Origin of the sequence: Chryseobacterium sp. KLBC 52 (assembly GCF_003347605.1) — a bacterium.
Classification (GTDB): Bacteria; Bacteroidota; Bacteroidia; order Flavobacteriales; family Weeksellaceae; genus Chryseobacterium.
Genome location: NZ_QDFZ01000013.1, coordinates 146,453 through 160,892, shown reverse-complemented (window position 1 = coordinate 160,892; position 14,440 = coordinate 146,453). Strand labels below are relative to the sequence as shown.

The following is a 14,440-nucleotide window of genomic DNA, read 5'->3' as shown; positions in this document are numbered from 1 at the left end:
AAGCATTTAGTTACACTATAGATTCCTTAGAATATGATTCACATTCCGATAAAGAACTAAATGCTTTTTCATCAAAAGACTTAAATAGAAATTCGGGATTTAAAGCCCATTATAAGGTGTTAAGAATCAGATGAATTGCTCTTCCATTTATAAATTAAACCAAAAGTATGGAAAAAATTGTAATAGGTATTGATATTAGTGCCAAGACACTGGATATCTGTATTAAAAAGTGTGGTTCTTATTCTTTTTATGTTATTGCCAATGAAGCTAAGGCAATCAAAGTATTCTTCAAAATTTTTCAAAAACCAAAATCTGAGACTATAGTTTCCATGGAAAATACAGGAAGATATAATTGGGAATTATATCAGGTTCTGGAGTATTTTAATTTTAAAGTTTTTGTACTTAACCCCTTACACTTAAAGAAAAGCATAGGCTTAATAAGGGGTAAAAATGATAAAATTGATGCTAAAAGGATCTGTGAGTTCACAGAGAAACATGAAAAAGAGCTCATAGAATGGAAACCATGCTCTGATAACATAAAGAAAATTAAAGTGCTGTTTTCTGAGCGAAATTCTAAGATAAAGCTAAGAGCTTCTTTATTAAAACAAAGACATCTGTATTCACAACTTGAAAGTATAGGATATGATTCTAAATTTTTAAGAATGAATAAAAAGGAGATTGAAGTTTTAGAAAAGCATATAGATTTTTTAGAAAATGAAATAGAACAACTCATTGATAATGACTCAGATTTATACTCCAAGAAGCGATGTATACAAAGTATTCCAGGAGTAGGAAAAGTATTAAGCTGGATGATTATTGCCAAAACAGAAGGGTTTACAAAGATTAATAGCCCCAGAAAATTAGCTTGTTATGCAGGTGTGGTCCCCTTTGGCTATCAATCCGGAACATCAATAAAATTTAAACCTAAACTTTCTTATTATGCGGATAAATCATTGAAAACAGTACTCCATATGGCTGCAATGAGAGCTGTGAGACTAGAAAATGATTTAAAAATATATTATCACAGAAAAATAAGTGATGGTAAAAACAAAATGGCAGTTTTAAACGCTGTGAGAAACAAAATTATTCATAGAATTTTTGCAATGATCAGAACAGGGAAACTTTATGAAAAAAACTATAATAATTCTTTGTTTTTGTCATAGAAATCGGAATGACACAATTGCAATGATAGTTTATCCATACAGTTTGTCATTCTGTAGGAATCCAGCCTCCAAAATTCAGAATTACCTAATGTATACTATTACAAACAACTTATATTTTGGCTAAAGCCGATTGAAAAGTGTAATCTTTAACAAACGGACTAAAGTCCGTTCCTATTGAATACAAGCCTTTATGGTAATTATACATTCACCTTTTTCAATGAAAAAACTCCTTCATTCACATGAATGATCACTTTCCTTCCATAATCAATCTGAATACTGAACATATTCTCTAATGGAAACTGAAGCACCGTCTGAAGGATCAGACGAATAACTCCGGCATGCGTAACTATAAGTGCTTTTTCCAGATCTTTTCTCTGAATGAATTCTTGCCAGAAGCTGAGAACGCGATTTTGCATTTCCAGAAGACTTTCACCCCCTGAAGCTTTTACACTCACAAAATCCTGATACCATGGATTGATTTCTTCTTCAGGAATATCCGTCCATTTTTTCATTTCCCAGTTCCCGAAATTCATTTCGCGAAGTCTTTCATCTGTTTGATAATCAAGCTTAAAAAAATCAGCTAAGAGACGGCAGCGTTGAGAAGGACTTGAAATAATTACATCATAATCCTTATCTATTCCCAATATTTTAAAATCTTCAGTGAAATCTTTACGTAAAGGCATTTCAGCAAAACCATAACACCGATTTTCCGGATTGTCTACAGCAGTATGACGGATCAGATGAATTTCCATACGATGATTGTTCCTAAATAAAATAAAACTTCACAAACCTGCTGTACAGAACCCAGACAATCTCCCGTGTAACCTCCGATATGTTTTTTAAAATACCAACCCATATAGATTTTTCCCACATATGCAAGAGCAAAAGCAAAAATCAAATGCCAGTCCTGAACCAGGGCAAATGCAATTAAAACACTGATAAATCCTACCAGCAACGCCATCTTATCCAACGGTTTATTGGCTAAAGGTTTTGATTTACTGACATCAATATCAGTGACATACTGATGAGTATAGATCATCGTTCCCGCAATAAAACGGCTTACCGTATGACCTAAAACAACAATGAGTAAAACACCCACCGGATTACTCATTCCCAGGGCCTGAATGCTATAAAATTTTAAAGCGAAAAGCAAAATGATCCCTATTGTTCCATATGCTCCTACCCGGCTGTCCTTCATAATCGTCAGGATTTTTTCTTTTCCATATCCGCCTCCGAAGCTGTCGCACATATCTGTAAAACCGTCTTCATGAAAAGCTCCGGTCAGCAAAACATTGGAAATCATCATTAAAACAATCCCGATTTCAAGATTAAAAAGTAATGAAGAAAGATAAAGAACCAAAGCGTTGATGAACCCTACGATCAAGCCTACCCAGGCAAAATATTTCTGGGATTTATTCATAATCTCACTGGAGTACGGGATGGTAAACGGAACCGGAATTCTTGTGAAAAACATGAGTGCCGTTGCAAAGTAAATCAGTTCATTTTTTATAGCTTTCATTTAGTTTTTATTTGATACATCTGCATCTTCAAAACTTGACATTTCATTCAGGAAATTAACCGCACTCTGAATAATCGGATACGCCAATGCACAGCCTGTTCCCTCTCCCAGACGTAGATTCAGATTGAGAATAGCCTGCTCTCTCATCAGTCCCAACAACTGAGGATGGGCATTTTCATTGCTTACATGGCAGAAGATACAGTTGTTCAATACTTCAGGATTCTTTTTCCAGACTGTAGCTACAGCAACTGTTGCGATAAATCCGTCTACCATGATCAGCATGTTGTGATGATAAGCTTCTTCTATGGCCCCGATCATTTGAGCTATTTCTAATCCACCAAATGTTTGGGCAATTTCATCCTCGGTCATTTCAACCTGATATTTTTCAATAGCGTCTTTTAAAATACTGATCTTATTGTCTAGCTGATGATCATTCAATCCTGTTCCGCGTCCAACACAGTTGGTAATAGGAATGTCGAAGAGTTTACTCATCATCAGAGAAGAAGCAGAAGTATTCCCGATTCCCATTTCACCGAAGCCAATAATATTGCAGCCTTTTTTCGCAATATCATTCACCACAGCTTTTCCATTTTTAAGCGCCTGCTGATACTCTTCAGGTGTCATGGCAGGTTCTTCCAGAATATTACGGCTGGATTTTCTGACTTTTTTATCCACCAGATCCAATCCTTCCGGAAAATCAAAGTTGACTCCGGCATCCACAATTTTGATTTTAATATCATTCTGCCTGCAAAAGACATTGATGGCTGCGCCTCCGCCAAGGAAATTCATCACCATCTGATAAGTTACTTCCTGTGGATAGGCACTTACTCCTGCAGCAGCAATCCCATGATCGGCTGCAAAAACCACCATATGTGGATTCAATAACTGTGGGGAAGTAGTTTTCTGAACCATTCCGATTTTGTGGGCAATATGTTCAAGATGTCCTAATGCCCCTAATGGTTTTGTTTTAAAATCAATTTTATGCTGTAGTTCTGATGATAACATGGATGTTTATAGTTATGTTAAATGGAAAAATGCAATATTAGTAAAATTCAATGAGTCTTTTTCTTTTGCCTTGACACAAAAGAAACAAAAGGTCAAGATCTTGAAAATTGAGCTAAAAATAAAATGTGTTCTCTAAAAATTCTAAACTCGTGCGAATTCATTATTACTTTTTTGTATCAATATATTTGTCGCACTCAGACAGGAGAATTTTCTTAACGTTCACACAATTTATTTTTTTAACGTCCAATTTTCAAAAGTCAAAAAATTTTAGCCCGCAATATTCACTTACTCACCAACCCGAACCCCGAAACTCTCAAACTCTCCCACACTCAAACCTTAAAACCCATCCCCACGAAACCCGCACCTCGAAACTTAAAACAGCTACGTAAGTACATTACGCACTTCATCTTTTACTTTGCACTATAAATACAAAACAATGACACCAAAAATACTTGAAAAAATAAAAGAAGTTGAGGCTGCAAAAGGCGTAAAAGTCCTTCTTGCCGTAGAATCAGGGAGCAGAGCATGGGGTTTTGCGTCTCCTGACAGTGATTATGATATACGTTTTATATATCGTCACGACAAAGACTGGTATCTTTCTCCCTGGGATAAGGATGAAACGATAGAGTTTATGACAGAAGATGATCTGGACGGTTCCGGCTGGGATCTGCGAAAGACCTTTCATCTTCTACTGAAATCGAATGCGGCTTTACTGAGCTGGTTCTATTCTCCTATCGTGTATAAAGCGGATGAAAGGTTTGTAGAACTCTTTAAACCTTTGGCTGATGCCTGTTTTTCTCCGGTAGCCGTTTCTTATCATTATCTGAGCATGAGCAAGAAATATCTGGAAGCGTGCAGAAGTGATGAAGTAAAATTAAAAAGTTACTTTTATTGCCTACGAACCACCCTCACCGGAAAGTGGATCATAGAGAAAGGAACCGTTCCACCCATATTGTTCAGTGATCTGCTTGTTTTAACAGATGATGCAACCAGACGAAAAATAGAAAACCTCGTTGCCTTGAAAGCCACCAAAGGAGAATCTTACTACCATCCAAACGATTGGAAACTGTTTGATTTTCTGGAGAGAACAGTCGCTGAAAATGAAGAGAAATCGAAAGTTTTATCTGGAGGAAAGGCGGATAAAGGTGAGATGGAGAGGGTTTTTAGGGAGATACTGGAGAAATGTTAAGGATTAAGGAAACCCGTAATTTATCTTGATTTAATTCAAAGTATATTTACCTAAAGCTATTTTTTATTTTCAAAACTAAAATTCATGATAACAAAAATTAAACTTAACAGTATAGCAACCTATAAAAATTTAGTTGAAGTTAATGATCTAAAAAAAGTAAATTTCTTTTTTGGGAATAATGGTTGTGGAAAATCAACTATCGCAAGACTTTTTTATGAATTTTCCAAAAGTGATCTATTAATTGGCCCTTTCTCTCAATGTTCATTCGAAAATTTTGACAGGACTAATGAAAATATTTTAGTTTTTGATCAGGAATTTATACAAAGGAACTTTTATACAAAAGAAGATTTAGATGGTATTTTTTCTTTAGATGAAAAGAATGAAGAAATTGAAGAAAAAATTAAAAACGAAAACGAAATAATCTCTACAGCAAAGATTGCATACGATACTCAGAAAGTAAGCATTGAAAACCTCGAAAAACAAAAAGATCAACTTAGAGAGGCTATTTGGGAAACTTGTTTTGAGTATAATAGAAGATTTAAAAAAGACTTTAATAAGATTGATTTGGGATCAAGAAGAGAGACTTTTTTTCAAACACTTGTCGATAAAAACAAAAGTACTTTCAAAGTAAAAGGTCTTACCCACTTAACAGAAAAATATAATAAATTCCATGTAGAGGAATTAATAAAAATTAATAATACTCTTTCTTTAGATACATTTCAAAAAATTATCGAGTTAGAAAGTAATATAAATGAATTATTTAATGAAATAATTGTTGGTAGTAATGATGTTACAATTGCACCTTTAATCGAAAAACTAAATAATAGTTCTTGGATTGAACAAGGAATTTCGTTTTTGAATAAAGAAGTTGATAATCAACAATGTCCATTCTGTCAACAACCAACAATAACACGAGATTTATTGAATCAATTTGAAAAATACTTTGATACAACCAGAGAGGAAAAATTAACTAGATTAAAGCAGGCATTTTCAGATTATAATAGTGCTTTTTCAGTTTTTGATTTGGAATTACAATCTATTTCCAGTCAGAAAATTATCTCTTCAAAGGTTTTGAAATTACAAAATATAATACAAAAAGTTTCATTTAGTAATCAGACTGAATTTCAAAAAAAATTGGATAAACCTAATGAAAGGAAACAAATAAAATCTATCAGTAATTTGAAAGAATTAGTTGATGAAATTAATTCTATTATCCATAAACACAATTTAGAAGTAGACAATATAAAGCAAAATAAATCTGAATTAAAAGATGATGTTTGGAACTATATAGCTGACCAAGTAAAAAATAATATAGTTGATTACCATACAAAAGATAAAACATATGAGTTACAAATTGATACCTCTAAAAAGGAATTAATGTCACTAAAAAATAATATAAAATTATCTATGGAGAAAGTGAGAGAATGGCAGACACAAACAGTTAACACTCAAAAAGCAATAGATAATATTAATGATTTATTATTAAAAAATAATTTCAGAGGATTTCGAATTGAGAAAAAAGAATCCGAAAATAATATTACAAAATATTTTATTTTAAGAGAAGAAGAAACTTTTGAAACTCATATTTTTAAAACATTAAGTGAGGGCGAAAAGAATTTTATAGCTTTTTTATATTTCTATCAACTTTGTTTAGGAAGTAATGATTCAGAAAATTCTACAAAAAAGAAAATAATTATCATTGACGATCCAGTATCAAGTATGGATAGTCAGGTACTATTCTTTGTTTCAACATTGATAAGAAGATTGATTGCAAAAAAAGGCACAGGAAAAGATCAACAAGGAAATAAGCTTATTGAGCAATTAAAAAATGAAAATATAGAACAAGTTTTTATATTAACACATAATATTTTCTTTTACAAAGAAGTAGCTTTAGCATTTGGTTCAAGAATATGTAGTTCAACATCATATTTCAATATAAAAAAAATCAATAATGAATCTGTTATTGAAAGAATAGAAAACTATAAAAGCATTGCGTTTAATGATTATCATTTACTTTGGCAGGAAATAAAAAAAGATGCTTCTGAAAAAATCTCCATGGCCCTAATGAATAATATGCGTAGAGTAGTTGAAAGCTATGCTAACTTCATGGGCTTAATAGATGACGTTAATTTATGGGATCTTAAAAATGACATCCCCGAAGATAGCGCAGAAAATTTAATTATAACTGCATTAATTTCACAAATGCAAGATGAAAGTCATAGAGTTTCAACAAATGACGAAATTTATTTTACAAGAATATCCGAAGAACCGAAAGATATAGCATTAAAGAGTTTTGAAATTCTATTTGAAAATATTGGCGGAAAAACGCATTATAACAAAATGATGGAAATATGTTAAATATAGAATCAATAAAAACCCGCAACCTCCTCCTCTTCGAAGCCATTTCCGGAAGCCGTGCTTTTGGGCTGGCAACGGAAAATTCTGATACGGATATCCGCGGGGTGTATTATCTACCGAAGGAAGATTTCTTTGGACTGAATTATATTCCGCAGATTTCCAATGAAACGAATGATATCACATATTATGAAATCGGGAGATTTGTAGAACTGCTTCAGAAAAACAATCCTAATATTCTGGAAATTCTGGCAAGTCCGGAAGATTGTATCCAATATAAACATCCATTGATGGATATCCTGAAAACGGAAGATTTCCTGTCAAAGCTGTGCAAAGATACTTTTGCAGGCTATGCTGTTTCACAGATCAAAAAGGCAAAAGGTCTCAATAAAAAGATTGTAAATCCGATTGATAAAGAAAGAAAATCAATCCTGGATTTCTGTTTTATTTTGGAAGGACAAGGTTCTGTACCGTTGAAAAAGTGGCTGGATGAATTCCCCGTGTCCGCAGGACGTGTTGGTCTCCCACAGGAAAATTGCGGATTGATAAGTATTGATCACACCAAGGGAATGTATGCTTTATTTTATGATAAATCAAGAACATTGGGATATAAAGGAATTATTCAGAATGAAGAAGCTAATCAGGTTTCTGTATCCTCTGTTCCTAAAGATGAAAAACCGGTTGCATACCTGTTTTGCAATCTGGATGCCTATTCTGTTTATTGCAAAGATTACAGGGAATATTGGAAATGGGTTGCTGAACGCAATGAAGACCGTTATAATGTCAATCAGACTCACGGGCAGAATTACGACAGCAAAAACATGATGCACACCATCCGGCTGCTGCAGTCCTGCGAACAGATTTTTAAAACCAGTTCACTGACAATCCGTGTTGAAAATCGTGATGAACTCTTAGATATCAAAGCAGGAAACCAGTCTTATGAAAGTGTGATGGAAAAGGCAGAAAACCTCATACAATCTATAGAAAATCATTATTCCACTTCCACTCTACCCGACGCTCCGGATCTGGAAAAAACAACAAAAATATTGGTTGAAATAAGAAAAAAAACTGTACGATAATAATGATGAATTATAAATGATGAGTTATGAATGGCGGGACTGTTGAACTCCAGCGCTCCCACTCTCTCACTCACCAATGCTAAAACACTCTCCAAAACCCGAATCCCGAAACTCGCATTCAAACCCGAAACTCGCACCTCGTACCCCGCAACTCTCATCCACACGCTCAAACCCGAAACTCAAAACCCCGAAACTCACACCTCGTACCCCACAACTCTCCACCACACTCACCCACTCTCAAACCCTCCAACGCTAAAACCCTCCTACTCTCAAACCCCCAAACTCACTTCTTCGCCGCCTTCGCCAACGGATTATAATCAAGACATATTTTAATCCAATACTCAAAATCATCTGTTTTTTGAAAACCAATGGGCTCTACATAGCAATAGCCATTTAACTGTTTCCCTTTCATGATCATTGGGAGAAAGCCTTTCTTTTCGGAAACCTCATCTTCCAGTTCGGGATTGTAGCGACACATCAGATTATCATGGCTGATATTGATGCACATCTTTCCGTTCACCAGAAAAGACAGTCCGCTGAACATTTTCTTTTCCTCGATCTCTATATTATTTTCTATGGAAAGCCGTTCACGTACCCGGTCGGCAAGTTCTGTACTGTAAGCCATGATTTCAATTTTTTTTTGATCTATCCCTTTTAGTAATAATAGCTTCGACAGATTCAGCCTGACAACGCTTAAAATTTCCGGTTGGTATTCAAGTAGTTCCCCTGAGCCTATCGAAGGGCATCAATAAGAAAACCTTTGTTAATTATTAAGCTCGAGTATTAATTAAAGGGATAAGTCGGTTAACTTTTTTGTTATTAAAATTAATTAAAAAACCATGATGAGCACACTATTTCTTTCAATTTATTGATGGATTCTTATTTTAGAAAATAAAATTTTATTTAAATAAATTATTGTTTTACGATAATTAATTATACATTTGCAATATCAATTAAAGTTCGTACCATGAACCAGACCAAAATTATTGCAAGAATTTTATTTTATATCTGTGCGTTACTTTATGCCGGATATTTAATCACTTTTGGGTATTCCTTATTCTGTCTGATCACAGGATTTTCGGTTACACCTTATAAAGAAGGAAAGTTCCTTCATGTCAATTATCCGTTTACAGAACAGCCGTTTCTGAATATTGAAAACAATTACCCTTATATGATCTTTTCCTTTATGTTGGTACTTATCACTTATGGAATCTTTTTCTGGTTATCTGCCAGGGTTTTCAAAGTGTTTTTCCAACAGAAACTGTTTACTCAGGAAAATATCATTCAGCTTAAGAGATTTTACCTGTATAATATTTTCATTCCGCTTCCACTGGTTATTGTCGCGAGTTTCTTTGTGGAAGTAGAAAGTATGATATGGGGACTGGTGTTTATTCACTTTATGCTTGGAATTTTCTGTCTGTTTCTTGCGAATATCTTTAAGCAAGGACTACATTTGCAAAACGAACAAGACTTATTTATTTAAAATGCCAATTATAGTCAACTTAGATGTGATGCTTGCCAAACGAAAAATGCAGAGTAAAGAATTGGCAGAAAAACTGGGTATCACGCCCGTGAACCTCTCTATCCTTAAAACCGGCAAAGCCAAAGGTGTCCGCTTCGATACCCTTGAAGCCATCTGTAAAATCCTGGAATGCCAGCCGGGAGATATTCTTGAATTTAAAGAGTAGTTGTTGGGTTTGAGAGTGAGAGCGTTGGAGTGTTTTAGAGTTGGAGAGTTTGAGGGTGAGAGTGTTTGAGCATGGTATGTGAAACTTCCACTTCTAACTTCTAACTTCTAACTTCTAACTTCTAACTTCTAACCTCTAGCTTATAGCCCCCAGCTTCCAGCCATTACTAACTTCTAAACCAGCTGCCGAAAGGCCGCCTGTCCTTCTATTGCCCAAACACAACGTTATGAACACATTAACCATCAACAATCTTAGCCTTACCTATAAAAATGGTTTCCAGGCTATTAAAAACATTTCACTGGACATTAACAACGGAATATTTGGACTTCTTGGTCCGAACGGAGCCGGAAAATCTTCTTTGATGAAAACCATTGTAGGGCTTCAAAAACCTACCTCCGGAACATTACTTTTCAATGAAGTGGACATTGTTAAAAATCCCGATTATATCAAACAGAATCTCGGATTTCTCCCACAGGATTTCGGAGTATATCCGAAAGTTTCTGCATATGATCTATTGGAACATATTGCCGTATTGAAAGGGATTACCAACAAAAGCGAACGTAAAAAACAAATTCCGGGTTTGCTGGAAAAAGTCAACCTTTCTGATTTTGCTAAAAAAGAAGTCCATACTTTTTCAGGCGGGATGAAGCAGCGTTTTGGCGTTGCCCAGGCCTTATTGGGAGATCCGAAGATCATCATTGTAGATGAACCTACTGCAGGATTAGATCCTGAGGAACGTAACCGTTTCAATACGCTGCTCAACGATATCAGCCAGGATGTGATTGTCATTCTGTCCACACATCTCGTTGAAGATGTCAGAAATCTCTGTTCAGAAATGGCTGTGATGAACCATGGGCAAATCCTCCGAAAAGGAAATCCGGGAAAACTGATTGCAGAGCTGGACAACAGAATCTGGTCAAAACCCATTCACAAAAGCGAACTGGAAAGGTATCATTCCAGCTATGAAATCATCAGCAGACAGCTTTTGGAAAGAGAACTTCATATCACTGTATTTTCTGAAAAATCTCCGAAAGACTTCAGCCCGGTAACCCCTTTGCTAGAGCACGTTTACTTCCATACACTCACCCAAAAACCTTAATCATGAACGCGATATTTTTATTTGAAGCCGGACGCTCTTCCAAGCACTGGCTCACCTATCTTGTGGCCTTACTTTTAATAGGAATGGGCATCTTTTGTGGAAACCAGTTCAATCTTTCTGTAGGTGAAGGAATTTATTTAAACTCGCCCTATACCATTGGTTTTATGACCGGAATGTTGAGCCTCTCTGTGATTTTTTTCGCTACGGTTTATGCCTTGCAGCTGCTTTTTAAAGATCAAGATTCAAAATTTGACAGCATCCTTTTTTCATTTCCTTTTTCAAAATTCACTTATCTGAAAGGGAAATTTTTCATCTATTTTTTACAGACTTTTTTAAGCTTTTCTTTCTTAATGACAGGATTTATCATAGGCCAGATAATGCGGACGGGAAGTGAAATGCAGGCAGGTTTTAACATTGTCCATTATCTATATCCTTTATTCATCTTCGGTTTTATCAACAGTTTGTTTGTCTGCAGTTTTCTGTTTCTCATAGCGGTTGCGGTAAAGAGAAAACTACTGGTTGTAGTAGGTGGATTGCTTCTGTACGTTTTCTACATGATTATTCTACTCTTTTCCAATTCACCCTTTATGGCGGGAAGTCTTCCGCAGTCACTGGAAACACAGCAGTTTTCAGCTTTAATTGATCCTTTTGGATTATCCGCTTATTTTATGCAGGCTCGTGATTTGACTGCTCATCAGAAAAATATACAGATGGTTCCTTTTTCAGGATACCTGTTGTTTAACAGAATTTTATTCTTTTTTATATCTGCTGGAATTCTTCTGCTTTCACTCAGATTATTTTCTTTCTCCAATACCTCTGGACAGAAAGTAAAAACATTAGAAAATACTCTTATATTTTCGGAAACAAATGAAGCAGAATACTCCACTGTTACCCCCAAGTTTAATAGATGGAGTTCTTTTCGATCTGTACTTTCATTTGCCCAAACGGATCTTACTTATCTGTTTAAAAGCATTGCCGTTCCAGCTGTATCTATTCTTTTATTATTCTCTGTGGGAATGGAAATGTATGCCGAAATTGAAAAAGGAATCCGTGTTCCCCAGAAGTATGCAAGTTCAGGACTTATGGCAACCACCATTTCAGAAAACTTCCATTTGCTTGGACTTCTTATTTCCGCTTATTTTTTAAACGATGTCTACTGGAGAAGTTCTTTATCAGGATTTTCTCTGATTGAAAACAGCACCTATTTATCAAAAAACCGGTTTACCGGACATTTTATTTCCATCAGTTTTCTGCTGTTTTTCTTTACCGGAATTTTAATTATTCAAGGAATTATTTTTCAAATAGCTTACCAGTATTTTCATATAGACTGGAAGGCTTATCTCGGTGTCTTTCTTTTCAATACTTTCCCATTGATGCTGTTTTCCGGATTGATTCTTTTAATTAATGACAGAATTCCCCATAAATTCATAGCCCTTGGAGTTTCCATCCTTGCTGTCTTTATATTATCTGGTCCGGTTTCAGGGAAATTAATCTCCTATCCTCTCTTCAGGATTTTTTCTGATTTTAAAGGGACTTACAGCGATTTTAACGGCTATGGAATCTATGAAAAAGCTTTTCTACAAAGACTTTTATTCGGAACGGGGATTATCAGTATTTTATGGATGCTCAACAGCATTATAAAAATTAAAAAAGTTCCTGTATTTGCATCTGGCTTCAGTATCATTCTGCTCATCTCAGGAATCTTTACCGGAGTATTATTTATGAAAGGTTATATTCCAAAAAATGAAGATCAGGCTATATTAAGTTCCGCAGAATATGAAAAAAACTATAGAAAATATGAAAAGCTTCCACAGCCGGATATCACTGATATTGCGACAGAAATCAAACTGTATCCTTCAAACAATGCTTATCAGATTATAGGAAAATATACTCTTAAAAATCAAACCAACCAGCCTATCCATAAGGTTCTGATCAATTTTAATGAGGATTTAAAACTTGAATCTGCTGTGTTAAAGTGTAATACCGAAATCTCAAAAATCAATAAGTCTGTTACAGAAGTTTCATTACAACAACCTCTTTTGCCAGGTAAAACAGCTTTGCTTGATTTTAAATTATCTTATCAATGGTTTGCTGTCAACGGTCACAAGTTTTTCAATGCCATTATTGAAAACGGGTCTTTTCTGAGAATCAGCAGGTATTATCCTACCATCGGTTATCAAAAAGATAATGAAATTCAGGATGAAAAAGAACGCAGTCAATTCAGGCTTGGAAAACTTACAGAACTGAAGAAACCGGAAGCTCCTGAAGTTTCAAAAAAGGATTTTATCAATTTGAATATGATTATTTCCACGGAAAAAAGCCAGACAGCCATTGGAACAGGAGATCTTATCAAAAAATGGTCGCAGTCCGGACGTAATTATTTCGAGTATAAAGCAGATCAGATTCCTTTCCGGTTTGCCGTTTCATCTGCAGAATACGAGGTAAAAAGCATACACTATAAAGGAATTTCCATCAATCTCTTTTATCACCAGAAACACTTTGAGAATGTGAATCACCTACTTGAAAATGCAAAGCTTACTTTAGATTACTGCCAGCAGAATTTTGGACAGTATCCTTTTAAAAGCATTAATTTTGCGGAGATTTCTTCTTTTACCAAAGGTTTTGCAGCAACAGCCTATCCTTCTGCCGTCTTTATGACGGAAGACATGATTTTTCACGCTAACATACAAGCCGATAAAAAACAGGATGTCATCAATGAACTGGCAGGTCATGAGCTTTCCCATCTCTGGTGGGGCAACAGTCAGATCAATCCTGATGACAGAGAAGGTTCTGTGATGCTTACTGAAACCCTGGCGATGTACACAGAAATGATGCTCTACAAAAAAATGCATGGCCGAGAAAAAATGATGGAAAGAATCAAAGTACATCAACAGATTTACGATAATGAAAAAGGACTGTCTGAAAATGTTCCCATTTATAAAGCAACCGGGGATGTTCCTCATATTTCCTATTCCAAAGGAGCTGCAGCAATGGTAGAATTGAGTAATCTATTAGGTGAAGACAAAGTAAATATAGCATTGAAGAATTTCCTCAATAACAATCAATATCCAAAGAAACCTACTTCTCTGGATCTGATCAATGAGTTTTACAACATTGCTCCGGATATTTCCACCAGAAAACAAATCGACAGGTTATTTAAAACCATAGAAAATATAAATTTTACTTCAGGGTCTAAAACTGTTTCTAAAAAGGCAAAACCCAAAGAACCTATCAACAGTTTTTAATTTTTTTGAAAATATTTTTTCAGGAATTGTAACAAAGTAGACACCCCGAAAAACAGGAGGCGAAGAAGATCTGAAATAAAGAGTAGTTAATAAAAATC

Annotated in this window: 12 protein-coding genes; 8 read left to right on the top strand and 4 right to left on the bottom strand. The window is 35.0% G+C overall.

The annotated features are described in order from the left end of the window. Positions 1 to 167: 167 nt before the first annotated feature. Complete coding sequence (locus DDF69_RS15105) at positions 168 to 1,163, top strand: IS110 family transposase (protein ID WP_114821245.1); 996 nt, start codon at positions 168 to 170, stop codon at positions 1,161 to 1,163. 197 nt (positions 1,164 to 1,360) lie between these two features. Here DDF69_RS15105 and cobC read toward each other — a convergent pair whose 3' ends face one another. From cobC to cobT, 3 genes are read right to left on the bottom strand one after another with little or no spacing between them, the layout of a single operon-like run. Beyond that, on the bottom strand, positions 1,361 to 1,915 hold the full coding sequence (cobC, locus tag DDF69_RS15100) for an alpha-ribazole phosphatase family protein (RefSeq protein ID WP_114821491.1): 555 nt from the start codon (positions 1,913 to 1,915) through the stop codon (positions 1,361 to 1,363). After that, entirely contained in the window at positions 1,900 to 2,682 is a 783-nt protein-coding gene (locus DDF69_RS15095) for an adenosylcobinamide-GDP ribazoletransferase (RefSeq protein WP_114821490.1), read from the bottom strand. Before DDF69_RS15095 ends, cobC begins: the two co-directional genes overlap by 16 nt. After that, complete coding sequence (gene cobT, locus DDF69_RS15090) at positions 2,683 to 3,687, bottom strand: nicotinate-nucleotide--dimethylbenzimidazole phosphoribosyltransferase (RefSeq protein WP_114821489.1); 1,005 nt, start codon at positions 3,685 to 3,687, stop codon at positions 2,683 to 2,685. 436 nt (positions 3,688 to 4,123) lie between these two features. Between cobT and DDF69_RS15085 the strand changes: the two genes are divergently transcribed. From DDF69_RS15085 to DDF69_RS15075, 3 genes are all read left to right on the top strand, one after another. Beyond that, on the top strand, positions 4,124 to 4,876 hold the full coding sequence (locus DDF69_RS15085; protein ID WP_114821488.1) for a DNA polymerase beta superfamily protein: 753 nt from the start codon (positions 4,124 to 4,126) through the stop codon (positions 4,874 to 4,876). An 84-nt stretch (positions 4,877 to 4,960) separates the two neighbouring features. After that, positions 4,961 to 7,234 carry an AAA family ATPase gene (locus DDF69_RS15080; protein ID WP_114821487.1) on the top strand — a complete coding sequence of 758 codons (2,274 nt, stop codon included), beginning with the start codon at positions 4,961 to 4,963 and terminating at the stop codon, positions 7,232 to 7,234. Then, complete coding sequence (locus DDF69_RS15075) at positions 7,228 to 8,310, top strand: DNA polymerase beta superfamily protein (protein ID WP_114821486.1); 1,083 nt, start codon at positions 7,228 to 7,230, stop codon at positions 8,308 to 8,310. Before DDF69_RS15080 ends, DDF69_RS15075 begins: the two co-directional genes overlap by 7 nt. Before the next feature lie 283 nt (positions 8,311 to 8,593). Here the strand turns inward: DDF69_RS15075 and DDF69_RS15070 are convergent, their stop codons facing one another. Further along, on the bottom strand, positions 8,594 to 8,935 hold the full coding sequence (locus DDF69_RS15070; RefSeq protein ID WP_114821485.1) for a TfoX/Sxy family protein: 342 nt from the start codon (positions 8,933 to 8,935) through the stop codon (positions 8,594 to 8,596). A gap of 342 nt (positions 8,936 to 9,277) precedes the next feature. Between DDF69_RS15070 and DDF69_RS15065 the strand changes: the two genes are divergently transcribed. The 4 genes from DDF69_RS15065 (at position 9,278) to DDF69_RS15050 (ending at position 14,342) form a co-directional block, all read left to right on the top strand. Beyond that, positions 9,278 to 9,793, top strand: a complete 516-nt coding sequence (locus DDF69_RS15065; RefSeq protein WP_114821484.1) for a DUF2975 domain-containing protein — start codon at positions 9,278 to 9,280, stop codon at positions 9,791 to 9,793. 1 nt (position 9,794) lies between these two features. Beyond that, complete coding sequence (locus tag DDF69_RS15060) at positions 9,795 to 9,998, top strand: helix-turn-helix domain-containing protein (protein ID WP_002980904.1); 204 nt, start codon at positions 9,795 to 9,797, stop codon at positions 9,996 to 9,998. Between the two features lie 226 nt (positions 9,999 to 10,224). Continuing rightward, the gene (locus DDF69_RS15055) at positions 10,225 to 11,097 is read left to right on the top strand and encodes an ABC transporter ATP-binding protein (RefSeq protein ID WP_114821483.1); all 873 of its coding nucleotides are present in this window, start codon (positions 10,225 to 10,227) and stop codon (positions 11,095 to 11,097) included. 2 nt (positions 11,098 to 11,099) lie between these two features. Next, positions 11,100 to 14,342, top strand: coding sequence for an ABC transporter permease/M1 family aminopeptidase (locus DDF69_RS15050; protein WP_114821482.1), 3,243 nt, complete (start codon positions 11,100 to 11,102; stop codon positions 14,340 to 14,342). Positions 14,343 to 14,440: the final 98 nt, after the last annotated feature.